The organism is Chryseobacterium sp. 2P, from assembly GCF_059579425.1.
In genome coordinates this window covers 106,920-132,586 of sequence record NZ_CM184194.1, presented here as the reverse complement: position 1 = coordinate 132,586, position 25,667 = coordinate 106,920, and the positions used below count along the sequence as shown (strand labels likewise).

Sequence of the window (25,667 nt, the reverse complement as noted above, 5' to 3'; positions counted from 1 at the left end):
GTATATTTTCTTTCCTTAAGTAAGACAATTAATTTCCTTAAAAAATTACATTGCCTTTAAATATTTCTTCACTTCTTCCAGATAAGGATACATCACCATATCATCAGAAAACGCAGGAATAATCTTTCTTATTTCATCGTACAATTCTTTGGTTGCTGATGAAATTTTATCCTGAAAACCAAGATATTCTATTGCCTGAACAATGGTAATCGCTTCAATTGTCAAAACTTCAAAAGCATTTTCGATTACTTTTCTGCAAATTACCGCAGCATTGGTTCCCATGCTTACAATATCCTGATTATCATTATTATTTGGTATACTGTGAACATACATCGGGTTTGATAACATCTGGCTTTCTGCCGTCGTAGAAGTTGCTGTAAACTGAACACCCTGCATCCCGAAATTGAATCCTAATTTACCTAAATTGACAAACGGAGGCAAAATTTCGTTGATTTTAGAATTTAAAAGATAATTTAATTGTCTTTCCGCTAACATTGTTAATTTGGTGACTACAATTTTCAGCTTATCCATTTCAAGGGAAATGTAATCGCCGTGGAAATTTCCGCCGTGGTAAACATGCTGATCTTCTACATTGATGATCGGATTATCGTTCGCTGAATTGATCTCGTTTTCCAATACTTTCTCAGTATATTCCAACGTATCGAGAACAGGTCCTAAAATCTGAGGAACACATCGTAAAGAATAATATTCCTGAACTTTTTCCTTGAAAACTTTTTCCTGCTCTTCAAAGTGAGTATATAAATGATCGGCTCTTTTTCTGATCAATTGACTGTCAGACAAATGAGCACGCATTTTTTCTGCAATTTTCTGCTGTCCTTCGTGAAGTTTGGTTCCGTTCAGTACTTCTGATAAATGATCGTCGTACGCCTGAACAATTTCATTGATTGCACAAGATAATTTGATTGAAATATCAGTTAACTGATTCGCTTTATGTGCATTAACGACTCCAATTCCGGACATTACGGAAGTTCCGTTCATCAAAGCTAAACCTTCACGGATTTCTACCTGAATCGGCTGTAAGTTTTCAATTTCAAAAACTTCTTTCGTTGATTTTCTTTCTCCTTTGTAGTAAACTTCTCCTTCCCCGATCAATACCAACGCAAGATGCGCCAACTGAACCAGATCTCCGCTTGCTCCAACTCCACCGTGTTCAAAAATAAGCGGCGTAATATCTCTGTTTATTAATTCTTTAAGTAAATTTACTACAGAATGATGAACGCCCGATTTTCCTAATGATAAGGTATTCAGTCTTGCCAGCATGCAGGCTTTTGCTTCGTCTGCCGGAAGCGGATTTCCGATCCCCGAAGAATGGCTTCTGATTAAGTTATACTGAAGCTGATGGGTATCTTCATCGCTGATCTTGAACTGCGCCATCGGCCCGAACCCCGTGTTCACCCCATATATTACTTTATTTTTTGAAAATTCTTTTAAAAACTGAAAACTCTCATCCACTCTGGCAAGAAGTGTATCATCCAGTTCTATTTTCTCATTGTTGATGATGACTTTCTTAAAGTCACTCAGTTCTAAAAAGTTATTTATTTTCATTAATTAAAAAGTAATAAATAGATAATTTTGTAATTATTAATTAATTGTCATTAATTTTGCGGCAAAGATAGAAGTTATTATTAAAATAAAAAATCAAAGATGAGCAAAGAATTTGTTGACGTTCTTGTAATCGGCGCCGGACCGTCTGGCTGCGTATCTTCTTCATACTTAAAGAAGAACAACGTCAACGTGAAAGTTGTTGAAAAAACAAAATTTCCGAGACTGGTTGTTGGAGAAAGCCTGATTCCGCGTGTGATGGATCATTTTGATGAAGCCGGACTGTTTCCTGCTCTTGATAAAATGGGCTTTGAGAAGAAACTGGGAGCCCGATTTTTAAGAGGCAACGAGGTCTGCATTTTTGATTTCAGTAATAAATTCGGGGAAGGATGGGACTGGACGTGGCAGGTTCCGAGAGCTGATTTTGATAATGTTTTAGCTCAGGAAGTCATTAATAAAGGAATTGACCTTGAATTCGAAACGGAAGTGATCGGCATTGAGTTCAACGGAACAGATTCTGTAACGACTGTAAAAAATAAGAACGGCGAAATAAAAGAAATTCATGCCAAATTTGTGATTGATTCTAGCGGTTACGGAAGAGTTTTACCGAGACTTTTAGATTTAGAAAAACCTTCAAAACTTTCTCCTCATTCTGCGATTTTCTCTCATGTAAAAGATATTAACCGGGAAGAAGGAACGGAAGGAACTCTGATTTCTTTTGATATTATCGAAACGGAAGTCTGGCTTTGGGTAATTCCTTTCTCCAACGGAAACACGAGCGTAGGAATCGTAGGACCAACCGATTTTATTGATAAACTCTCTGAAAACGGCGATACAACTGAAGCCTTGAGAAAAGCAATTTCCCTTTCGGATTATTATGTAAAACGTTTCGGGGATGTAGATTTTCTTTTTGAACCTCAACATCTGAAAGATTATTCGTGCTCAGTAAAAAAATTATTCGGAGACGGATTTGCCTTAACAGGAAATGCTTCGGAATTCTTAGATCCGGTTTTCTCTTCAGGAATGGCTTTTGCCACAGAAGGCGGAATGACCGCAGCAAAATTAGCCTTACGACAACTGAACGGCGAAAAAGTAGACTGGCAAAAAGAATTTGCCGATTATATTCTGTACGGCGTTGATGTTTTCACAACCTATGTAAAAGAATGGTACACAGGAAATCTTCAGGAATTATTTTTTCACCAGCCGGAAAATCCTGATGTGAAAAGAAAAATCTGTGCAGTTTTGGCGGGTTATGTCTGGAACAAGAAGAATACTTTTGTGAGAATTCATGATACGGCGATTAAAAATCTGGCGGAATTTATTAAAACAGAAAAGCAACAAGCATAAAAAATGGTCTGAGATTTTCAGACCGTTTTTGTTTATTTGAATAATTGATTTCTAAATCAGTTTTCGCTCATGATTCTTTCTTTCTCCTTTTGAAATTCTTCTTCGGAAAGAACTCCTGAATCTTTCAGCTCTTTAATTTTTTTAAGTTTATCGTATTTTGATTCTTTTATAATTTCCTGAATCTGATTTTTTGTTTTAGGTAAAAATTCTTCGGGAACAACAATTTCACCCGATTTAATTGCATTTTCAACATCCATTTCATAGTTAATTAAACTTTGACCGATTTTCGCATAATACACATATCCGTTCTTCTTATTTCCTCTGGTCATTATTTTTTTAACTTTAAAAGTAAGACCTGAATTGCTTCTTCGAAATGAATTCGCCTGATTTGCCAATCCCTGATATCCTGTTGTTGAATAATAATTGAAAAGTGACGATGCATTTGTCCTGATAAACTTAAAATCCCCGTCATTCATTGAGCCTGTTCCTATTTTTATACTAAGCCCTTCATAGACTTTAAATCCTGTTGAAGTCGTTAAAGTATCATTTTCGAACTTTGGTTCATGTTGAGCATGACAGATCAATGTAAAAAGAAAGATTAAAATTGAGATTATTTTTTTCATGTTTAAAATTTTTCCCAAATTTAATTTCTAAGAAAGCGATAACCTTACGCCATCCCGTAATCTCCGTTATTTTTAGTTTCGTAAATCTAAAAAGACAATCGGCTTTCTGCTGTTCGGGTTAAATACCGTTTTAGATAAAACATCAAAATCTACCAGTTCAATTTTCGGACTCACTCTTAATTTTGCTCTGAAATGATCTCTTACTTCATTTACAAAACTCTCGGAATCGCTGTCTGTGCTTACTTTAATGATGATTTCATCCAACCCGATTTCATTCGACTGAATAACAATCTGATAACAGAGAATTTTATTGAAATCATTTAAAATATCATTCATCGCAGGCGGATATAATGTGGTTCCTTTGTATTTGATCATCTGCTGTTTTCGTCCGATTACAGGACCCAACCTCATCGTATTTCTTCCGCATTTACACGGCTCATAATGTGCTTTTACAATATCTCCTGTTTTAAATCTCAGCAACGGAATCGCTTCAACGCCCAACGTAGTGATCGTTAATTCTCCGCTTTCGCCTTCTTTCGTGGGATTTCCTTCATCATCAAGAATTTCGGTGATAATTAATTCCGGATGGTGATGTCCGCCAACTTGTTCTTCACACTCTGTAAAAGCGGTGCTCATTTCCGTCGAAGCATAGGTTGAGAAAAGTTTAATATCCCACTTTTCTTTAATTTTCTGTGAAAGAATATTATCGGTAAAATCCTGATTTTTGATACTTTCTCCGATGCACACAGCTCCATGAACACTTGAATTTTTATAATCAATTCCGTGTTTTTCGGCATAATCGATCATTTTTAGCAAAAAAGACGGAACGGTGATTAAATATTTCGGCTTGTATCTGAAAATAGAATCCCATTGAAGTTCGGGAATTCCCGGTCCCATTCTTACTACGCTTGCTCCCATTTTTCTAAGCCCTAAAAAGTAGGCAAGTCCCGCCATAAATCTTTTATCGATCGTGGTAATCATCTGTACTACATCTCCTTTTTTGATTCCTGCACACGCAAAGGAAATAGCTTCGTTGTACGCTAATCTTTCAAGATCGTTATCTGACAATCCGAATGTTACAGGATCTCCCAGTGTTCCTGAAGTCGTACTGTAATCCACAATTTTATCGGGAGTCACACAGAAAAAATCATCATTATGCTGCTGAATATCGTTCTTCGTCGTGTTCGGAATTTTCTGCAAATCTTCCAAAGTCTGAATATCAGCAATATTGATATTGCTGTCTTTGAATAATCTTTGATAAAATGGCGAGTAAGTTTCAAGATAAGCCAAAAGCTCCTGAAGTTTTTGCTCCTGAAACTTTTTTATTTCCTGAATGTCTGATCTTTCGATGGATGGATAAAAGTCCAATGGTTTTTATTTTTAAAGGACAAATTTATTAGTTTATTTTAATTTGTCGCAGGTTTTGCCGATTATGCAGATTTATTTTCCTGCAGATTTCGATGATGACTTGTTTTTATTATTCTTGAAAAGCATTTTGCGATAAGTGTTAACGCAAAGTTCCTGTTCTGTATTTTTTTATTTTAGAAGGTAAAGGCAAATAATTTGCTTCGCGAAGCCTGGAAATATCGCTTATTAAATAAATTTTGCGTTTAATTTATAAACAAAAATGTAAGTTTCGGTTAAAACCAATTTGAAATACTACTATTGAAGCGGGCTAAAGCCCGCCCCTATCGATAAACACCCATAAGAAATCCGCAGTATTTGTGAAAACATTCGTGCTATCTGTGTTTAAAAAACTCTTCAAAAGTTTATAATCAACCCCTGATTGTTCACAAAAAATTAATCTTTTCATTTATTTTTCTGAAACAGAAGTTTTTAATAGGAAATATCAAAATAAAACATATATTATAAACCGACAAATTTTAGTAAATTTGCCAACTTAATTAATCAACGATATTGATATATTACAATGAGCCAATTTAAAGAGTACAAAAACCTCAACCTTATTGACGTAGCCGAGAACATCGCAGAATTCTGGAAGCAGAATAAAACTTTCAATAAGAGTGTTGAGATTCGTGAGGGGCAACCTGAGTTTGTGTTTTATGAAGGTCCGCCTTCAGCAAACGGTATGCCCGGAATTCACCACGTAATGGCCAGAGCGTTGAAGGATATTTTCTGTCGTTATCAGACCCAGAACGGAAAGCAGGTTTTCCGTAAAGCGGGTTGGGATACGCACGGACTTCCGGTAGAGCTTGGTGTGGAAAAAGAATTAGGAATCACTAAAGAAGATATTGGCAGAAAAATTTCGATTGAGGATTACAACAAAGCGTGTCGTGAAGCGGTAATGCGTTATACAGATGTATGGAATAACCTTACTGAAAAAATCGGATATTGGGTAGATCTTGATGATCCGTACATCACGTACAAATCAAAATACATGGAAACGGTTTGGTGGCTTCTGAAACAATTGTACAACAAAGATTTGCTGTATAAAGGTTACACGATTCAGCCGTATTCTCCAAAAGCAGGAACCGGACTTTCTTCTGCGGAGTTAAATATGCCGGGAACGTATCACGATGTTTCGGATACTACGATTGTTGCACAGTTTAAAGTAAAAAAAGAATCTACCGATCTGTTTAATGATGTTGAAGGAGATGTAAATATTCTTGCATGGACGACAACACCATGGACTTTGCCTTCCAATACAGCTTTGGCTGTAGGAAGAGATATTGAATATGTTGTGGTTAAAACTTTTAACCAGTATACTTTTCAGCCGGTAACTGTAGTTCTGGCAAAAGTTCTTCTGAATAAAAATTTCGGAAAAAAATATGCGGAAGGAACTGATGAAGACTTCGCAAATTATACTTCGGAGAGCAAGACCATTCCTTACCAGATTTTAAAAGAATTTACCGGAGAAAAATTAACCGGAACGCAATACGAACAGTTGGTTCCATGGTTTACGCCAAACGACACATCTGAAAAAGCTTTCAGAGTAATTTTAGGAGATTTTGTAACCACGGAAGACGGAACAGGTATTGTTCACATTGCGCCTACTTTCGGTGCGGATGATGCGAAAGCGGCAAAAGAAGCCGGAGTTCCGCCTATGTTGATAAAAGATGAAAATGATAATCTTGTTCCTCTGGTAGATTTACAGGGTAGGTTTATTCAGGGAGAAAATGTTCCTGAATTATTCTCAGGAAAATACATCAAGAACGAATATTACGATGAAGGAACTGCGCCCGAAAAATCATGGGATGTGGAACTGGCAATTTTGCTGAAAACTGAAAATAAAGCCTTCAAAGTAGAAAAATATGTTCACAGCTATCCGCATTGCTGGAGAACAGACAAGCCTGTATTGTATTATCCGCTGGATTCATGGTTTGTAAAAATGACGGCTGTAAAAGACCGTTTGGTAGATTTAAACAAAGAAATCAACTGGAAGCCGAAATCTACAGGAGAAGGACGTTTTGCGAACTGGCTTGAGAATGTAAACGACTGGAATCTTTCGCGTTCAAGATATTGGGGAATTCCTTTGCCAATCTGGAGAACAGAAGACTTGAAGGAGGAAAAAATCATCGGATCTGTAGAAGAATTATACAACGAGATTGAAAAATCTGTAGAAGCAGGATTGATGACTGAAAATCCGTTTAAGGATTTCATCATCGGAGATATGTCTGAGAACAATTATGCGTCTGTGGATCTGCATAAAAATATTGTAGACAAAATCGTTCTGCTTTCAGATTCAGGAAAAGCGATGAAGCGTGAGAGCGATCTGATCGACGTTTGGTTCGATTCCGGTTCAATGCCTTATGCGCAGCTGCATTATCCTTTTGAAAATAAAGAATTAATTGATAATAATAAAGCGTTCCCTGCAGATTTCATTGCGGAAGGTGTTGACCAGACAAGAGGTTGGTTCTACACGCTTCATGCAATCGGAACAGCGGTTTTTGATTCTGTTGCTTATAAAAATGTAATGAGTAACGGGCTTGTTTTGGATAAAAACGGGCTGAAAATGTCAAAATCCAAAGGAAATGCAGTGGATCCGTTTGAAACTTTAGCGGTTTACGGTCCGGATGCAACACGTTGGTACATGATTTCCAATGCGAATCCTTGGGAAAACCTGAAATTCGACATCGAAGGAATTGATGAAGTGAGAAGAAAATTCTTCGGAACGTTATACAACACCTATTCATTCTTTGCACTGTATGCGAATGTGGATGGATTTAATTATTCTGAAAAAGAAGTTGAGAACAGACCGGAAATCGACCGATGGATTCTTTCTGAACTGAATTTGTTAATTAAAGAAGTTAAATCATTCTACGAAGATTACGAACCGACAAGGGTAGCAAGAGCGATCAATACTTTCGTGAATGACAATTTATCTAACTGGTACGTAAGACTTTGCAGAAGACGTTTCTGGAAAGGAGATTATTCAGAAGATAAAATTTCTGCTTACCAGACTTTATATACGTGTCTTGAAACGGTTGCTAAATTATCTGCACCAATCGCTCCATTCTTTATGGATCAGTTGTATCAGGATTTAAATAAAGTAACCGGAAAGGAAACTGCGGAATCGATCCACTTAACAGATTTCCCTGTTGCTGATGAAAGTTTAATTGATGCAGATCTGGTTGAAAAAACGCACTTGGCGCAAACAATAACGAGTTTAGTGCTTTCCATCAGACGTGCAGAAAGTTTAAAAGTAAGACAGCCTCTTCAAAGAGTATTGATTCCTGTTTTGGATAAGAAAACGGAAGAGCAGATTTCCGCGGTTGCAGATTTAATTAAGCAGGAAGTAAACGTTAAAGAATTACAGTTAATTAATGCTGAAGAAGCATCGCATTTAATTGTAAAACAGATCAAACCGAACTTCAAAGCTTTAGGTCCCAAATTAGGAAAAGACATGAAAACGGTGGGTGGAGAAATTACCAATTTCACTGCAGAACAGATCTCCACTTTGGAAAAAGAAGGAAAAATTGATGTGCAGGGTTACGAAATTACACCGGAAGATGTTGAAATTTCAACAAAAGATATTCCGGGATGGACAGTAACTTCCGACGGAAAAACCACTGTGGCATTAGATTTGACGCTAACAGATGAATTAAAATCTGAAGGTATCGCAAGAGAATTCATCAACAGGGTTCAGAATCTGCGAAAAGAGAAAGATTTCGATTTGACGGACAGAATTATCATCTCTCTGGAAGAAAATGCTCCTTTCATTGATGATATCAAGAAGAATGGAGAATATATTTCATCCGAAGTCTTGTCAAATAAAATAGAAATTGTATCTTCACTTTCAAATTTTAACGAAATCGAAATAGATGAGGTTAATTTTAAGATAAATGTTGAAAAAATTTAACTTATAGTTATTGTTTTTCAAATTCCATTTCATAATTTTATTAAAAAAGAGAAACGAACATGTCAGACGAAAGAGTAAGATACAGTGATGCTGATTTACAAGAATTTAAAGCAGTTATTAAGGAAAAAATAGAAAAAGCTGAAAAAGATTTACAACTGATCAGAGAAAGTTTTATCAACGATCAGAATAACGGGACGGATGATACTTCCCCTACTTTCAAAGCATTTGAGGAAGGCGCTGAAACGTTAAGTAAAGAACAGAATTCTATTTTAGCCGGAAGACAGGAAAAATTCGTACGTGACCTGAAGAACGCTTTGATAAGAATTGAAAACAAAACTTACGGTGTATGCAGAGTAACGGGTAAACTTATTCCGAAGGAAAGACTGTTGGCTGTTCCTCATGCTACGCTGAGCATCGAAGCGAAAAATATGCAGAAATAACCACAAGGTTAGCTACAATAAATTTGGGTTTATATCGTATTTCAAGGAATACTTTATAAACCTAATTTTTAATATCTACCCATGAATGAATTATTAATTTTAGCAATTATCGTTGCCGTCGTATTGGCATTTTTCAACAGAGACCGGATCAAAAACAGGTTCTTTCCGGATGAAAAACGCAATTACACGATTGACGATCAGTTTAATTCTGATAAACGGGAAAGGGAAAAAGAAATCGACCGTCTTCTGAGTAAGATGGGAAAAAACGGAGTGAATGACCTGTCTGCAAAAGGCAGAAAAAGACTCGATGAACTGTCTAAAAAGTAAAATTTAAATTTAAAAAAAATGGAATCTATAATAGTCCACACCAAAAACGCAATGGAGCTTACTGCCCTGAAAAGTGTTTTGAAAGAAATGAACATTAAGTTCGAAAAATTCCATACCAAGAATACCCATCACAACGAGAAAACCGTAAAAAAGATCGTTGAGAAAAAGAACGAAAAAATAGGAAAACCTTACAAACCAAAAGGATTATAATGAAGAAGATAGCATTTGTAACCTTGCTTATTTTATTGATAGATCAGGCTTCAAAAATTTATGTAAAAACGCATTTTAATCTTGATGACAGCATTTCTGTGCTTCCGGGGTTTAAATTAACGTTTGTTGAAAATCCGGGAATGGCTTACGGACTGCATTTCGGAGGTATTATCGGAAAATATTTTCTTGTTCTGGTAAGAATTATCCTGATCGGCGGAATGATCTATTTATTTAAAAAATGGTTACAGAAAGGAGAATCCAACTATCTTCTGATACCGATGGCAATGATTTTTGCGGGAGCAATCGGAAATTTAATAGACGGAATGTTTTACGGACTTATTTTTGACAGCGGAACGGTTTATGATGAGAGCATCAACAGATGGATCGGATACGGAGGAATTTCGAAATTCACCAGTTTCGGGGAAGGATACTCTACGTTCATGAAAGGCTGCGTGGTCGATATGCTGCATTTTCCGCTGGTGGACTGGAATGTTCCTGAAAGCTGGCCTTTAATCGGAGGAAAACATATAGAATTTTTTAAATATATTTTCAACGTAGCCGATTCGGCGATTACAGTGGGAGCTGCTTTATTATTGATTTTCAGAAAAAAAGCATTTCCGAACGGTCTGGAATTTTAAAAGAATATACTGTTGATGAAAAAATTAATTAAAAACATTTTTAAAATTTTCCTGCTTCTTTTTGTGGCAGGAATTATTTTTATTGCCTGGGCGAATTACAGCATTAAAAAAGACAGCGAAGCCCATATTTCTTATAAAATCTCAGAAGTTCCTAAAATGAAAACGGCACTACTTCTGGGAACAGGAAAAACACTGAGTAACGGAAAACCTAATGCCTATTTTTATAACCGAATTCAGGCTGCAGCCGATCTGTATAAAAGCGGAAAGGCGAAATACATTATTCTAAGCGGTGATAACAGCCAGAAAAACTATAATGAACCTGAAGATATGCAAATGGCTTTGATGGAATACGGAGTTCCAAAGGATAATATTTTTCTTGATTTTGCCGGTTTCAGAACACTGGATTCTGTTGTACGCGCGAAGGAGATTTTCGGGCAAAATCAATTAATCATTGTTTCACAGAAATTCCATAATGAAAGGGCGGTATTCTTAGCCAAACAAAACGGAATGGAAGCTTTCGGCTACAATGCTCCCGATGTGAACAAGTATGCAGGCCTGAAGACGAATCTGAGAGAATATTTTGCGAAAGCAAAAGCGTATCTGGATTTAATTTTGGGTGTAGAGCCGAAGTTTGGAGGGGATAAGGTTTTGATTCCTTAATATTTTTTTCTTGCAGATTTTTAACGCAAAGTTTTTAAGTGGATAATAATTACTTTTTTAAGTGTGCAAAAAATCATCAACAAGTTGATTTGATGAAGCTCCGTTTTCAAGCTTCGCGCAGCAAATTTATTTGCTTTGCCTTCTAAAAATAATAGCTTTTGAATAAAATCTTTGCGTTTAAATTTTCCAAACACAAATAACGTTAATGTTTTCACGAATACCACAAACAATAAAATATAAACATCTCTGTAAATCCATGGAATCTGTGAGAGAATTAATTAAATTTGCAGTTCATTAATTTTTAAATATAAATTTTAAACAATGTCAAGAATTCTTACCGGCATTCAAGCCACCGGAACACCTCACTTGGGAAACTTGTTGGGTGCAATTATTCCTGCGATAGAATTATCGAAACAGGAAGGAAACGAATCATTTTTATTCATCGCGAATCTGCATTCTTTAACGCAGATTAAAGACGCGAAAGAACTGAAACAGAATACCTACGAGATTGCTGCGGCTTGGCTTGCTTGTGGATTAGATACCGAAAAAACATTTTTTTACAGACAGAGCGACATCCCTGAAACCTGTGAACTTTCTTGGCATTTATCATGTTTTTTTCCTTATCAGAGATTAACTTTGGCGCATTCATTTAAGGATAAAGCAGACCGTTTGCAGGATGTGAATGCCGGTTTGTTTACGTACCCTATTTTAATGGCTGCAGATATTTTGTTATACGATGCGGAAATTGTTCCGGTAGGAAAAGACCAGCTTCAGCATTTGGAAATTGCGCGTGATGTCGCTTCCAGATTTAATAATCAGATGGGTGAAGTTTTTGTTTTGCCTCAATCTGAACTTCAGGAAAATACAAAGTATGTTCCCGGAGTTGACGGACACAAAATGTCTAAATCGCGAGGAAATATCATCAATATTTTCCTGCCTGAAAAGGAACTGAAAAAGCAGGTGATGAGCATTGAATCTGACTCTAAGACACTTGAAGAGCCAAAAGATCCGGAAACGGATAAAACGTTTGCCATCTATCAGTTAATTGCTACTCCGGAACAGACTGAGGAACTGAGAGCGAAATATTTAGCCGGAAACTTTGGTTATGGTCATGCGAAAAAAGAACTTCTGGATCTTATTTTAACAAGATTTGAAAAAGAAAGAAAACTTTTTTCTTATTATATGAACAATCTTGAGGAACTTGAAGCAAAACTTCAGGAAGGTGCAGCAAAAACGAGAGTGATTGCTACGGAAACGATGAAAAGAGTGAGAGAAAGTTTGGGAATTTAATGTACTGAGCTTTAAGATATGGTTTCGGCGGCACCTTCGGTGCCGCCGAAACTCTTATAAATACTCTTTAATCTGCAAAAGATGCGTAATCACTTTCAAGCCTTCTTCAGATTTGTTTTCCTTAAAAACATCAAAGAAAATCACATCCATACCAAAATTCTGAGCACCGACAACATCTGCAACCCAATCATCGCCAATTAAAATACTGTTTTCTTTTGTGGCATCTGAAAGGTTCAGGGAGTATTCAAAAATTTCGGGACGTGGCTTTCTTACACCAACTGTATCTGCGCTTGTGATGGTCTGAAAATACCTGTCAATTCCGGACAAAATACACTTTCTCTCCGTAACTTCTTTGAACCCATTTGAAATAATATGCAGTGTGTAACTTTTTACTTTAAGATATTCCAGAATATATTCTGCTCCTTCTACCAGCTCATTATAATTGAGAATTTTATCTAAAAAATGTTCTTCAAAATACATCGACAATTCCGGATCATCAACCCCAAAATGGTTAAAGGTATCGTAAAAACGGTGTTTCCTGAGATATTCTTTATCGATAATTCCATCGCGGATATCTTCCCAGAGTTTTTCATTAATTTCATGATAAACAGAATGGAATTCTTCAAACATGATATTGTACTTTAACCCGATTTCTTCCTTCTCAAAAAGATCTTTTATCGTTAAATACGCATTGCGGCGATGATCCCAAAGTGTATTATCAAGATCAAAAAAAATGTGCTGAATTTTCATACAGCACAAAATTAATAATTTTAATTTTTGGATACAGGATAATTCTTGCCTTTGGCTTTCACTACCTCGACGCTCTTTGAAAAGTTGAGTAAAAACTCAATGGTTTGTTTCTTAGGTTTCAAAGCTTTCACTTTTAAGGAATCATTTTTTTTCATAGGCGAAAATGTTTTTCCTTAAAAACGGGAATTTTCAGAAATTATTATTTATCTAGTTAAGATAATATTATTTTCATCCATGATTTTTCTCAGGTTGATTAAAGCATAGCGCACTCTTCCCAGTGTAGTATTGATACTCATGTCGGTATGATCCGCAATTTCTTTAAAACTTAACCCGTCAAAAAATCTTAGTTTAATTACTTCCTGCTGATTTTCAGGCAAAAACTGAAGCATTTTTAAAAGATCTTCCTGAATCTGATTGGTTACAAGCTGATCCTCGATATTTTCGGAAGGCTCTCTCAAAAGATCAAAAACAGAATATTCGTCCGTTTCAAAAGTAGTTTCTGAAACTTTCATATTTTTAGATTTTAACCTGAAATGATCGATAATAAGATTATGGGCAATTCTTTTCGCCCAAAGAATGAATTTTCCTTCTTCGTTATAGCGTCCTTCCTTCAGCATAATGATAATTTTCATGAAGGTATCCTGAAACACATCATTTGCTAAATCTTCATCATTAATTTTGTAAAAAATAAATGTAAACAACTCTCTCTGATGGCGGTGTATAAGGGTAGACAACGCCTCTTCGTCTCCTTTTTGGTAAAGGGAAATTAGTAAACTATCCGATTTTGATTTCATAACTTCTTCTCAATAAATATTGCTGACTGTAATTCCAGATATTTTATCTGGCTTCAGCTGTAAATACAAAACAATTCTTCAGAGTAAAGTCGAATCAATAGGCGGATACAATTTTTCTATGGTGTAAATATAATAAATTTTTAATAACTGTTAACCATTTATTAACTTTTTACGAGAAAAATTTAAAAAAATCTACTTAAACATATCGTGAATGAATACAGTAGGGATATTTAATGTAAAATTAACATTTATCCCCTTCAGTTCCTTACCATTTATTCCGCTGTTTCCGATCGGGAAAGCATATCCTCCCGTAAGATCAAGAATCCCGAAAAGCGTAACACCTACCTTCGGAGCAATATATTTGTTGGTTCCTTCCGCTCCCATCAGAAAATAGTAAGAATGGTTGAAATCTACATTTTTTTCAAAATTTAACAGAACATCGGCTGAAATTTTAGGCATGACAGCAAATTGGGAATGCGCAGAACCCATTAATGCGGAAGCTCCCAAACGGTAAATAACATCATCATTTTTTAAGAAAAGCAGCTTCCCTCCTATTTCCCCGAAACTCTGGTTTTGGTACGTATATCCTACGCTTATCATTTTATGTACGGTTAACTGGGCTTTAGCAAATGTACTCAGGAAAAATACGGAAAGGATTGCGATTGCAAATCTGGCGTTTATCATCTTCAAATTTATTTAATGTAAAAATAAAAAAAACTGCCTTATCAAAAGATAAAGCAGCTATTTATATTGTATAAGTTTAAATTAAATTCCGAAAGAAGCTTTAATTTCTTCTACTTTGTCTAATTTTTCCCATGTAAAGAACTCAAGGTTTTCCAGAGTAAGCTCATTTTTATGACCTTTATTGAAAGTTTTGCTGGCAACATAATGCTCTTTTCCCATGTGCCCGTAAGAAGCTGTTTCCTGATAGATCGGGTTTCTTAGCTTTAAGTTCTGCTCGATTGCGTAAGGTCTCAAATCGAAGATGGTAGAAACTTTTTTAGCAATTTCTCCATCGTTAAGATCTACTTTTGCTGTTCCGTACGTGTTAATGTACAATCCGCAAGGTTCAGCAACCCCGATTGCGTAAGAAACCTGTACCAAAACTTCGTCAGCAACTCCTGCAGCCACCAGATTTTTAGCAATGTGTCTTGTTGCATAAGCAGCACTTCTGTCTACTTTTGAAGGATCTTTTCCTGAGAATGCACCTCCACCGTGAGCTCCTTTTCCTCCGTACGTATCTACGATAATCTTTCTTCCTGTAAGACCTGTATCTCCGTGAGGACCACCGATTACGAATTTACCTGTCGGATTGATATGATATTTGATCTGATCGTTGAATAACGCTTTAATTTCTTCTGTCTGTAAAGCAACTACTCTAGGAATCAGAATATTTTTGATGTCTTCTCTGATTTTGTTCAGCATTTCTTCTTCAGATCCGAAATCGTCATGTTGTGTAGAAACTACGATAGAGTCGATTCTGATTGGTTTATGATCGTCAGAATATTCAATAGTAACCTGGGATTTTGCATCAGGACGAAGATATTTAATTTCTGAATCTTCTCTTCTGATCGCAGAAAGTTCCTTAAGAATAGTATGTGCAAGATCCAGAGCCAAAGGCATGTAATTCGCCGTTTCGTTGGTTGCGTATCCGAACATCATTCCCTGATCTCCCGCTCCCTGTGCATTCGCTTTAGCTTCGAAAGACTCATCCGTTACTACTCTGTCTACTCCCTGATTGATATCCGGAGACTGTTCGTGGATCGCAGAAATAACCCCACAAGAATCTCCGTTGAACATATATTCTCCTTTTGTATAACCAATCCCGTTGATTACCTCTCTCGCGATCGTCTGAACATCAAGATAAGCATCAGATTTTACTTCACCGGCTAAAACCACCTGTCCTGTTGTTACAAGAGTTTCACAAGCTACTTTTGAGTTTTTGTCGTATGCTAAAAAATGATCAATTAATGCGTCGGAAATCTGATCGGCAATTTTGTCCGGATGTCCTTCTGAAACAGATTCAGATGTAAATAAATAAGACATATTATTCTATTTGTTTTTAGATTAAAAAAATATACGAAGAAAAATAAGAATAAATTGTCTAATGAAGGTCTAAAAAAGAATACTGTTTTAGCATATTTTTATAGAGGTTGCAATCAGGTCAAATTTTTCCTCGTTCGTAAACGTTGGCAAATTTAAGTACTATTTTTTAATACTCAAAATTTTTGTCTACTTATTATCTTTTCTTTAAATTGATGATTTGATGATATTTAACATAAAACACTATTGCGGTTTTATGCTTACAAATTCTTTCGGATTCTCGTGATAATTCAGTTTTTTCTCTAAAGAATTTCTAATAGAATGCGACAATTCATCAATAATTTTCTGCTTAAAGGTTGGTTTGTAGTAAATAATGCTGATTTCTCTGTACGGGAAAGGCTTCTTAAATCTGAAAACATTCTCCTTCTGTACATCTGAAAGCTGGTTAAGAGCCAACTCAGGCAAAATACTGATTCCTCCCACTTTATCCACCATATGAACCAAAGTCTGGATATTAGAAGCGAGAAAATCTAAGTTTTTGGGCTTTAATGTATTTTCTTTTAAGTGACAGATATTTTCGAATTGGTTTCTCAGACAGTTTCCTTCTTCAAGAAGCCACACTTTTTCTACATTCAGTTCTTCAGGAACGACATAAGAGTTTTTCTTGTTGGCTTCTTTCTCAGAACTGTAGATCATTAATTCTTCATTAAATAAGAAATCCTGATAAAATTCATCTGCCGCATCATATGGTGTTGAAATAATTCCGGCATCCAATTCCCCAGCTTTCAAAGCTTTGATGATGTTGTCCGTTGTCATTTCTTTTACATTCATTTGGATTTTCGGATTTTCTTCCAAAAATTTGAAAATTTCCGTAGGCAGGATGAAAGAAGAAACGGTAGGAATGATTCCGATATTGATGGTTCCTCCTAAAATATTGTTTAAAAGATTGGCTTTATTTTTAAGTTCATTGACAGATTCTATAATCACCTTCGCCTGATCAATGATCTGAAGCCCCACATCTGTGGTACGGATCGGGTGCGTTGTCCTGTCGAAAACCTTCACATCCAGTTCGTCCTCAAATTTCTGTATCATTGCACTTAGTGTAGGTTGCGTAATGAAGCATGCTTGAGCCGCTTTCCCAAAATGTTTGTACTTATCAACCGCGATAAGATACTCGAGTTGCTGAATGTTCATCTGATTAATATTATCTATGACAAAGATAAAATGTTTTTGCCATTTGCAATTAAAAATTCAAGTAAATTTGATATTTAGTACCTTTACATAAACAAAAGCAGTTAAAAAATCATTCACAAAAATCATAAATCTATGGATTCTAAAAAATTAACCTTAAGTAACGGCGCTCCCTATTACGAACATCAGGATTCCCAGACAGTCGGTCCAAGAGGTCCGGTACTGCTGCAGGACTTCATTTTGCAGGAAAATCTTGCTCATTTTGTAAGAGAAAGAATCCCGGAAAGAATTGTTCATGCAAAAGGAACGGGAGCTTACGGAACTTTTACGGTTACCCACGATATTACCCAATATACAAAAGCAAAATTATTTTCTAAAGTTGGCAATTCATGCAGAATGTTTGCCCGCTTTTCCACAGTAGGCGGAGAGAAAGGAAGTGCAGATACCGCGAGAGATCCAAGAGGTTTTGCTTTAAAATTCTACACAGAAGACGGAAACTGGGATCTTGTTGGAAACAACACGCCGGTTTTTTTCATCAAGGATGCGAAAAAATTCCCGGATTTCATCCATACCCAGAAAAGAGTTCCGAAAACCAATCTGAAAAGCGCAACTATGATGTGGGATTTCTGGAGCCTGAATCCTGAATCTCTTCATCAGGTTTTGATCTTAATGTCGGACAGAGGTACACCTTACGGACACAGACACATGCACGGTTTCGGTTCTCACACATTCTCTATGATCAATGCTCAGAACGAAAGAGTCTGGGTTAAGTTTCATTTAAAATCCAAACAGGGAATTAAAAATTTCACGAATGATGAAGCGGTAAAAATGGCTGGGGAAAATCCGGATTTCGCTCAGGAAGACCTTTGCAATGCCATCGAGGAAGGAAATTTCCCGAAATGGACGATGTACATTCAGGTGATGACGGAAGAACAGGCAAGAGACTTCAGATGGAATCCTTTTGACATTACCAAAGTATGGTTCCAAAGCGATTTCCCGTTAATTGAAGTCGGAGAAATGGAATTGAACGAAGTTCCTGTCAATTATTTTGCACACGTGGAACAATCTGTTTTTTCGCCAAGCAATTTAATCGACGGTATCAGTTTTTCGCCGGATAAAATGCTTCAGGGAAGATTATTTTCTTATCCGGATGCGCACCGATACAGAGTGGGCGTAAATGCTCATCTGCTGGAAGTTAACAGATGCCCTTTTGCGGTTAATAATTATCAGAGAGACGGATTTATGGCAGATTCAAGCCATTATCAGGACAAACCGAATTATCATCCGAACAGTTTTGATGATATTAAACCGGATTCTGCTTATAAAAGTTTCGAATATGAACTGGACAGCGCACACGTAGCAAGCTACAACAGAAACGAAAATGATGACGATCATTACACCCAACCCGGATTATTATATACAAAGGCAATGAATACCGAAGACAGACAAAACCTTGTAAATAACATCGTTGGAAGCATGAAAGGAATTACAGGACCTAAAAGAGACGAGATCATTAACAGACAGTTATGTCATTTTTTCAGGGCCAATATTGAATTGGGCATGAAGGTAGCTTCTCAATTGAATGTGATTATTGATGCAAATATGATGAACCACACGAAATAAGTATCTTAAACAATAATTTCAATCAGAAGGAAAAAAAATCAATATTTTTTCCTTTTTTTTATAAAAAATTCATAATTTGCACAGAATAATATTTTAAAGTGGAAAATGGGTTACGAAAATATATTATTAAATAAGGAAGATAAAATATCTATTATTACAATAAACCGACCTGAGAGTTTAAATGCACTCAATGCTAAAACGATCAGCGAATTAAGTTCAGCGTTGAACGAATTAGATTCAGACCAATCCTGCAGAGTAGTTATTCTTACAGGAAGCGGTGAAAAATCTTTTGTTGCTGGAGCAGACATTAAAGAATTCAGTGATTTTGGACAGGAAAAGGCAGAAGAACTTGCTAGAAACGGACACAATACTTTATTCAATAAAATTGAAAATATGACCAAGCCTGTAATTGCAGCCGTAAACGGTTTTGCATTAGGCGGAGGTCTTGAGCTTGCCATGGCATGCCACATCAGATACGCATCGGAAAATGCAAAACTGGGACTTCCGGAAGTAACTTTAGGATTAATTCCCGGTTACGGAGGAACCCAAAGACTGCCGAAGCTTGTAGGAAAAGGTATTGCCAATGAAATGATCTTCTCTGCCAAAATGGTTCCTGCTGCAAAAGCAAAAGAAATCGGACTGGTAAATGAAGTGTATCCAATAGAAGAATTATTAAATAAGACAAAAGAATTAGCCAAGATTATTGCCCACAATTCACCAATGGCAATTTCGAAAGCAATTCATGCTGCAAACTTATCGGACACGGATAAAGGTTTTGAAACTGAGATTAAATATTTCGGAGAGCTTTTTGAAATGGACGACAAAAAAGAAGGAGTTTCTGCTTTTCTTGAAAAAAGAAAGCCAAGCTTCTAAACTTTTTACCCTTAATACAAATTATTTCGAAACAAACAATGCTGCGGTATGAATAAGTTTGACAAAGCTTATCTAAAAATGGCTCAGGAATGGGCAAAACTTTCCTACTGTAAACGAAAACAAGTAGGAGCTCTTATCGTAAAAGATAGGATGATTATTTCAGATGGTTATAATGGTACTCCTTCAGGATTTGAAAACTGCTGTGAGGACAGTGACGGGAAAACACACTGGTACGTACTTCATGCAGAAGCGAATGCTATTTTAAAATTAGCAGCTTCCACGCAGTCTGCAAAAGGTGCAACATTGTATTTAACGCTTTCGCCATGTAAAGAATGCAGTAAGCTGATTCTGCAGGCGGGAATTACCAGACTTGTCTACATCAATGAATATTCGGATGACGACGGGATATCATTTTTAAGAAACCACAATATTGAAATAGAGCAAATTTCGGAAAGTGAACTAAAAAAATAACACAACATGACTTGGGATGAAAAAATTAAGGATTTTGAAATCTTTCTTCGATTCGAGAGAAACTTTTCAGAAAATACTCTCGACGCCTATATTCGAGACATCAGAAAACTAAAAGAATACGCAGAAGAAGATCTGGGCAACGTCGGGCCCGATACTATAGGCTACGAAAATCTGCAGGAATACATTTTCAATCTTTCCAAACAAAAATTCAGCGAAAGATCTCAGGCGAGATGGATCTCTTCCATTAAAGCATTCTTCAAATTTTTACTGGAGGATGAATACCGTGAAGACAATCCGGCTTCTCTGCTTGAAGGTCCGAAACTGGGTCTTTATTTACCGGATACTTTAAGTCTGCCCGATATCAACAGGATCATCAGTGCGATTGAAGTAAACTCTGATCTTGGAAAGAGAAACCAGTGTATCATCGAAGTTCTGTACGGATGCGGACTTCGCGTTTCGGAACTTATTGATCTGAAAATTTCCAATATCAATTTTAAAGAGCAGTATATCAAGGTAAACGGAAAGGGAAACAAAACACGTTTCGTCCCTTTGGCAGATTATACGGCAGATCTTTTGGAAAATTATATTCAGGAAGTACGTTCCAAAAGCAAAATCAATAAAAAATATGAGGACACTTTATTCCTGAACAGCCGCGGAACATCGATGTCCAGAGTAATCGTATTTTTAATTATAAAAGAATTAACAGACAAGGCGGGTGTAAGCAAAAAAATATCACCACATACATTCAGGCATTCTTTTGCAACCCATTTGCTTCAGAATGGTGCAGATCTTCGTTATATCCAGGAAATGCTTGGACATTCCAGCATTACAACGACAGAGATCTACACCCACCTGAAAACAGAGGAGCTGCGTGATGTTATCTTGTCTTATCACCCGAGAAATATTAATGTAACTCAATGAAAATATTGAAATATTGCCCCAACTGCGGCAAAGAATCTTTACAGTGGGATGGAGAAAGAAAATGGAGCTGCCAAAACTGTGGTTTCACATTATACAACAACGTTGCCGGAGCGGTAGCTGTGGTAATAAGATATAATGATGAAATTTATCTTACAAGAAGAAACAGAGATCCTAAGAAGGGAAAACTCGATCTTGCAGGAGGTTTTGTAGATCCGAAGGAAAGTGCAGAAGAGACCTGTAAAAGAGAACTTTTTGAAGAGCTGCAGCTTGGTGTTGATATTTCAAATTTAAAGTACTTAACGAGCCTTCCAAACGTCTATCAGTACAAAGAGATTGATTATAATACCATTGATCTTTTTTATGAATACCGCGTTCCGGAAAAATTTGAAGTGAATCTTGAATTGTCTGAAATTTCAGAAGCAGTCTGGATTCCTTTAAAAGAATTGAATCTTGAGGATATTGCTTTTGATTCTCAGAAAAAGTTTTTTGAAGAGTATCTGAAGAATATTTAATATTCCTGAAATAGATTCTCCTGCAGATTTTACAGATGTCTACTGAACATGTAAAATTTGCGGGAGTTTTTTTATGCTCTTGCTTTGCATGATCAACATAAATTAACCTCAGTCAGGAATAAGAAATAAATTTAAATAATTGATTTATAGCATGATATTAACTTATCGCAAAGAAAAAGAAAAGTTTTTTTTACTTATTGAAAATTGGTAAGCTAAACAAAGGCACTTCGTTTATTTAAAAAAGACAAAAATGGTATTACTTGGATAAGTTTTACGCCTTTGTATATCTTAAAAACTGAATTCCTGATAATTGAATTTCTTTGTTTAACCTTGCGGTTAAGAAGACTTATCTCGAACTCTGGTTAAATTAAAGATTCTTAAGTTGATTTTCGAAATCTGATTATTTTATCGCAAGAAAAACGAAGAAGTATTCTCTGAAATGCTTTTAAAATAAACAATGTCGCTTCACTTATCAAAGCAATACAAAAAGCGATTGATTTTCTGAATAGAATAACAATGAAAATCAAATAGTTAAACTATTTATCTTTTTAAATTCTTATGACGATTAAATACGATTAATAAGTTTTGGATTTCAGCATCTGATCAAAATACTGAATCAGCAAAGCTCTTTCTGCATCGGAAAGATTGGCTTCCTTATGATAAACAATATAACCGGGCATCGGCATCATTTTATTCTGAATGGTCTGGATCGACTTACTCAGCATACTCTGCTTTAAATCTCTGTTGTACGTTTCCCAAATCGAAAAATTAAGATGTTCCCGTCCTTCGTTGATATGGCTTTTCACAGACCATGAAATTGGCGCGATATAAGCATATTTAGGATAAACCGTTTCGTTGGAATGACAATCGTAGCATGCTCCTTTCAGCAATCCCTGAATTTTTGCAGGTGTTTTTTTAGCATCCACAAAATTCACTTTGTGATCCACCGGAGGATTTACTTTATCTGTTGAAATAAACTGAATTAAAGCAAATCCCAGCAAAGTCCAGAAAAATATTTTCTTAAATGTTTTCATATTTATCTTGAAGGCGTTACCAAAGCATCATTTCCTTTCAGATCAAGCTTATTAGCATCTTTCGGCTGAGATTTCGGCTCTGCTTTCGGTGTGCTGATTTTTGAAGGATCCAGAACTCTTGTATCTTTCAGATCCCAGTTTTCGTTGCTGTCCCAAAGCGGTCTTACGATGGCTGTTTTGTAGTAAATGTAGGAATCTTCTGCAAAAGTTTCGTTCTGGAAATCTGCTTCGTCCCAAAAGCCATTTCCGTTGTTATCCACTAAAATCCTTACAATGTATTCTCCGGGTTTTAGGATATCAAATTTCACCTCGCTTCCTTTGGTATATTTCTGAAACAACACTTTATCTGAACTGTCCAAGAGCTGCAGCCAGTAGCTTGATTTCGGAGCATTCTGAAGGATGAATTTCAAGCTTCCGAAATTCTCGACTTTATCAGCTTCAAAATCGAAACGTTTCGACTGATAATTTTTGGCAAAGAATGATGAAACGGTTTCTTTCGGAATGGTAAGCTGATATTTTTTACCTGAAATAAAATCCGCTTTCACCAAAATCTGATACGGATTTTTCTCTGAGATTTTTGCGGTAAAAGGAACGGTGTTCAGGGAATCTCCTGCAACTCTGAAAATCCATTTATCGGTGTTTATTTTATCCACATAATAATTGGAAAGGATTTTAAAGTCTTCTTTCGGAGGAAGCATGGCACCGCCGTTATCGCTGTTAATATCCATTGCGTTTTTCGCATTGTATCTGTAAAACAACGAGGCGTTGTAAAGACTGTCTTTCTTTCCTATTCCTGCATTGTACCCGAACTTTAAATTCTCGTTCGTGGTCTGTCCTACCTCACTTTTTACGGCATCAAACCAGATTCTTACGGAATCGGACTTCGGAGCGTGGGTTACCTTGTATTCTTTTATTTTTTCATTTAAAGGTTTTACGGTAACTTCATTCGGTTTTCCTTCAAAAGTCATGAGAACTCCTCCCGGAGCTTCTTTCATTTCAAGGTATTTCACCGGTTTTTTAGACGGATATAATTTCAGATTTAATCCTGAAACCGATTTTTCTACGACAACAGGATCTTTCTGAAAGCCTACTTTTTCTTTCCCTGGATCGTACATGGAATTTCCGTTTTCATCTTCAAACGCGATGATTTTATATTTTCCGGCAGCAAGATAATTCAGCTCAAAATAGCCATCATCATCAACTTTCGTAATGTAGTAAGGTTTTTGTCTGTAATTGATGGTGTCTTTTACCTGATACAATCCTACCACAAATTTATTTTCACTGGCTTTTTTAATGGATAAAGCATCTCTTACATCCCCGCTTACATAAAGATCATCAAGCTTGTCTCCCGTAGAAAACGCGAAATTGTAATATCTCAGAATATTGGCTTCATTATTATCTGCAATAGAATTTCCGAAATTAAAATTATACGTTGTATTTGCCTGTAAAGTATCTTTCCACTGGATCAGGATAAACTTGTTGGCAATATTGGAAGGAACAATTCTGGTGATATTTTTAATCGGCGGAGAAATATTCAGGTTTTTGTTGATGTCTTTTAATGTAATGTATTCGTCAAAATCTATTCTTAGCTGCTTTATATCTCTCGGAACATTTACTCTTGAAGAATCGATATTTGAGCTTAAAAATTTCGGAGCTAAGGAATCTTTTGCGCCACCGATAGGCGAACCTACTCTTGCACAAGACTGCAAAAGAAAAGCGAAAACCAATAAAAAAAGAATTCTTTTCATGAAGATGTTTACGCAAAAATAAACATTATTCTCCATAAACTTCACCATGACCTTTCAATGTATCGCGATCATCGCTCATTACGCTGTGAAGTTTATCTTTCTGAGGCGGAAAATCTTCGAATAATCCCGATAATGCCAAAGCGGTATATACTCTGTTGGAGTATTTATTTCCAATGGCAATAATGGTGACTTTAGATTTCAGAAGATGGGCAAAAACGGAATTGGTTCCGTGCCACCATCCGTTGTGATACGTGAGTTTTTCTCCGTTATCAAAAATTTTCATCCTGAAGCCGAAACCGTAATTATTCATTCCGAATTTTTCATTGCTGTAAGGCGTGAAAACCTGCTCCATCAATTCAGGCTTTAAAAAATCTTTCGAAAACATTGCTTTTGAAAAGCTGTATAAATCTCGCGGTGTGGTATATACATTTTTATCTCCGTAAATTAAATCCAGTCTGTCTAAGGGATACAGTTTACTTCCTCCGTAATAAAAAGACTGTGACGCTGTCGGAATATCTTTTTCCTGAAAAATATAGGTGTTTTTCATTTTCAGAGGATCAAAAACCATTTCTTTCATTGCCTGCGGAAAAGGAACTTTTGTTACTTTTTCAATAATTAAAGCCAACATGGCAAAATTCGTGTTGCAGTACATAAATCCGGTATCTGTTTCTCTCGCCAGATCCGGTTTATATTTAATGATCATATTCAAAATATCCTCATTCGTAAGGAACGTTTTTGAAAGTTCTGCGGGAGCCGGCTGAATTTTCGTGATGAAGTATTCGTATTTAGGAAGACCGCTTCTTTGATCGAGCAATGTTTTAACAGTAACATTCGGATAAGGAAAACCCGGAAAATACTGGGTAAGATGATCAGATAAATTCACTTTTCCTGCTTCAATAAGTTTCAGCATCGCCATTGCGGTTAACGTTTTTGAAACGGAAGCCACATGAAGCGGCGTATTTTTACCGATCGGGTTCTGATTTCCTTCTCTGGCAAAGCCTCTGTAATTTTCGTAAATAATATTATCTCCTTTCGCGACTAAAATTCCCCCGCTCAGATCACCGTTTTCCCAAACTTTCTGGTAATAACTGTTGATGTAATTTGCCAGTGAAGCCTTATTGACAACCTGATTTTCGGCAGGTGCAAAAACTTTGGCTAAGTCTACATTTCCGTAATTGGGAAGATTGGTCGTGCTTTCAGCGACACTGTCCTGATTTTCAGATTTTTTTTTGCAGGAAAAAAGAAATAAAAAGGCAGATAATACAAGGATAAAATTACGCTTCGTCATG

At 36.2% G+C, this 25,667-nt stretch carries 24 protein-coding genes; 13 read left to right on the top strand and 11 right to left on the bottom strand.

Annotation, left to right across the window (positions count from 1 at the left end):
- Positions 1-45 precede the first annotated feature (45 nt).
- The gene (gene flxA / locus AC52CF_RS00605) at positions 46-1,566 is read right to left on the bottom strand and encodes a flexirubin biosynthesis tyrosine ammonia-lyase FlxA (RefSeq protein WP_375181032.1); all 1,521 of its coding nucleotides are present in this window, start codon (positions 1,564-1,566) and stop codon (positions 46-48) included.
- Positions 1,567-1,665: 99 nt separating this feature from the next.
- Here flxA and AC52CF_RS00600 point away from each other — a divergent pair, with 99 nt between their 5' ends.
- Positions 1,666-2,910: an NAD(P)/FAD-dependent oxidoreductase gene (locus tag AC52CF_RS00600; RefSeq protein WP_375181033.1), complete on the top strand. Its 1,245-nt coding sequence runs from the start codon at positions 1,666-1,668 to the stop codon at positions 2,908-2,910.
- Between the two features lie 56 nt (positions 2,911-2,966).
- Here the strand turns inward: AC52CF_RS00600 and AC52CF_RS00595 are convergent, their stop codons facing one another.
- Complete coding sequence (locus AC52CF_RS00595) at positions 2,967-3,533, bottom strand: SHOCT domain-containing protein (protein ID WP_214587534.1); 567 nt, start codon at positions 3,531-3,533, stop codon at positions 2,967-2,969.
- 72 nt (positions 3,534-3,605) lie between these two features.
- On the bottom strand, positions 3,606-4,901 hold the full coding sequence (flxY, locus tag AC52CF_RS00590) for a flexirubin biosynthesis putative acyl-CoA ligase FlxY (RefSeq protein WP_214587535.1): 1,296 nt from the start codon (positions 4,899-4,901) through the stop codon (positions 3,606-3,608).
- A 562-nt stretch (positions 4,902-5,463) separates the two neighbouring features.
- On the opposite strand from flxY, the gene ileS reads away from it, so the two are divergent.
- From ileS to trpS, 7 genes are all read left to right on the top strand, one after another.
- A complete protein-coding gene (gene ileS, locus AC52CF_RS00585) occupies positions 5,464-8,853 on the top strand; it encodes an isoleucine--tRNA ligase (protein WP_375191032.1) in 3,390 nt (1,129 codons plus the stop codon).
- Between the two features lie 59 nt (positions 8,854-8,912).
- The gene (locus AC52CF_RS00580) at positions 8,913-9,293 is read left to right on the top strand and encodes a TraR/DksA family transcriptional regulator (RefSeq protein WP_050019754.1); all 381 of its coding nucleotides are present in this window, start codon (positions 8,913-8,915) and stop codon (positions 9,291-9,293) included.
- Between the two features lie 81 nt (positions 9,294-9,374).
- Entirely contained in the window at positions 9,375-9,620 is a 246-nt protein-coding gene (locus AC52CF_RS00575; protein WP_375182209.1) for a DUF6576 domain-containing protein, read from the top strand.
- 18 nt (positions 9,621-9,638) lie between these two features.
- Entirely contained in the window at positions 9,639-9,830 is a 192-nt protein-coding gene (locus AC52CF_RS00570; protein WP_235131599.1) for a DUF2683 family protein, read from the top strand.
- Positions 9,830-10,468, top strand: coding sequence for a lipoprotein signal peptidase (locus AC52CF_RS00565; RefSeq protein WP_235131598.1), 639 nt, complete (start codon positions 9,830-9,832; stop codon positions 10,466-10,468). The genes AC52CF_RS00570 and AC52CF_RS00565 overlap by 1 nt, the downstream gene beginning before the upstream one ends.
- Before the next feature lie 15 nt (positions 10,469-10,483).
- The gene (locus AC52CF_RS00560; RefSeq protein ID WP_375182210.1) at positions 10,484-11,128 is read left to right on the top strand and encodes a SanA/YdcF family protein; all 645 of its coding nucleotides are present in this window, start codon (positions 10,484-10,486) and stop codon (positions 11,126-11,128) included.
- Between the two features lie 321 nt (positions 11,129-11,449).
- Positions 11,450-12,418: a tryptophan--tRNA ligase gene (gene trpS, locus AC52CF_RS00555; protein WP_375182212.1), complete on the top strand. Its 969-nt coding sequence runs from the start codon at positions 11,450-11,452 to the stop codon at positions 12,416-12,418.
- A 54-nt stretch (positions 12,419-12,472) separates the two neighbouring features.
- Here trpS and AC52CF_RS00550 read toward each other — a convergent pair whose 3' ends face one another.
- The 5 genes from AC52CF_RS00550 to AC52CF_RS00530 all read right to left on the bottom strand — a co-directional run bounded on the left by AC52CF_RS00550 (position 12,473) and on the right by AC52CF_RS00530 (position 17,199).
- Positions 12,473-13,168, bottom strand: a complete 696-nt coding sequence (locus AC52CF_RS00550; RefSeq protein WP_375181678.1) for a YjjG family noncanonical pyrimidine nucleotidase — start codon at positions 13,166-13,168, stop codon at positions 12,473-12,475.
- A gap of 203 nt (positions 13,169-13,371) precedes the next feature.
- A complete protein-coding gene (locus AC52CF_RS00545; protein WP_214587541.1) occupies positions 13,372-13,962 on the bottom strand; it encodes an RNA polymerase sigma factor in 591 nt (196 codons plus the stop codon).
- Between the two features lie 192 nt (positions 13,963-14,154).
- On the bottom strand, positions 14,155-14,646 hold the full coding sequence (locus tag AC52CF_RS00540; protein ID WP_214587542.1) for a hypothetical protein: 492 nt from the start codon (positions 14,644-14,646) through the stop codon (positions 14,155-14,157).
- 81 nt (positions 14,647-14,727) lie between these two features.
- The gene (gene metK, locus AC52CF_RS00535; protein WP_214587543.1) at positions 14,728-16,008 is read right to left on the bottom strand and encodes a methionine adenosyltransferase; all 1,281 of its coding nucleotides are present in this window, start codon (positions 16,006-16,008) and stop codon (positions 14,728-14,730) included.
- Between the two features lie 240 nt (positions 16,009-16,248).
- Positions 16,249-17,199, bottom strand: a complete 951-nt coding sequence (locus AC52CF_RS00530; RefSeq protein ID WP_076396233.1) for a LysR substrate-binding domain-containing protein — start codon at positions 17,197-17,199, stop codon at positions 16,249-16,251.
- Between the two features lie 132 nt (positions 17,200-17,331).
- Between AC52CF_RS00530 and AC52CF_RS00525 the strand changes: the two genes are divergently transcribed.
- The 5 genes from AC52CF_RS00525 (at position 17,332) to AC52CF_RS00505 (ending at position 21,596) form a co-directional block, all read left to right on the top strand.
- Positions 17,332-18,819: a catalase gene (locus AC52CF_RS00525; protein ID WP_496517723.1), complete on the top strand. Its 1,488-nt coding sequence runs from the start codon at positions 17,332-17,334 to the stop codon at positions 18,817-18,819.
- 105 nt (positions 18,820-18,924) lie between these two features.
- Positions 18,925-19,692 (top strand): enoyl-CoA hydratase/isomerase family protein, encoded by a 768-nt coding sequence (locus AC52CF_RS00520; RefSeq protein ID WP_496517722.1) that lies wholly within the window; start codon positions 18,925-18,927, stop codon positions 19,690-19,692.
- A gap of 48 nt (positions 19,693-19,740) precedes the next feature.
- On the top strand, positions 19,741-20,163 hold the full coding sequence (locus AC52CF_RS00515; RefSeq protein WP_235131947.1) for a deoxycytidylate deaminase: 423 nt from the start codon (positions 19,741-19,743) through the stop codon (positions 20,161-20,163).
- A 6-nt stretch (positions 20,164-20,169) separates the two neighbouring features.
- Positions 20,170-21,084 (top strand): site-specific tyrosine recombinase XerD, encoded by a 915-nt coding sequence (gene xerD / locus AC52CF_RS00510; RefSeq protein ID WP_214587547.1) that lies wholly within the window; start codon positions 20,170-20,172, stop codon positions 21,082-21,084.
- Positions 21,081-21,596: an NUDIX hydrolase gene (locus tag AC52CF_RS00505; RefSeq protein ID WP_496517721.1), complete on the top strand. Its 516-nt coding sequence runs from the start codon at positions 21,081-21,083 to the stop codon at positions 21,594-21,596. The genes xerD and AC52CF_RS00505 overlap by 4 nt, the downstream gene beginning before the upstream one ends.
- A gap of 575 nt (positions 21,597-22,171) precedes the next feature.
- On the opposite strand, the gene AC52CF_RS00500 is transcribed toward AC52CF_RS00505, so the two are convergent.
- Genes AC52CF_RS00500 through AC52CF_RS00490 form a run of 3 tightly spaced genes read right to left on the bottom strand, consistent with a single transcriptional unit; the run spans position 22,172 to position 25,666 of the window.
- Positions 22,172-22,630, bottom strand: coding sequence for a heme-binding domain-containing protein (locus tag AC52CF_RS00500; RefSeq protein WP_496517720.1), 459 nt, complete (start codon positions 22,628-22,630; stop codon positions 22,172-22,174).
- 2 nt (positions 22,631-22,632) lie between these two features.
- Positions 22,633-24,378 carry an Ig-like domain-containing domain gene (locus tag AC52CF_RS00495; RefSeq protein WP_496517719.1) on the bottom strand — a complete coding sequence of 582 codons (1,746 nt, stop codon included), beginning with the start codon at positions 24,376-24,378 and terminating at the stop codon, positions 22,633-22,635.
- A 25-nt stretch (positions 24,379-24,403) separates the two neighbouring features.
- Entirely contained in the window at positions 24,404-25,666 is a 1,263-nt protein-coding gene (locus AC52CF_RS00490) for a serine hydrolase domain-containing protein (protein WP_496517718.1), read from the bottom strand.
- Position 25,667: the final 1 nt, after the last annotated feature.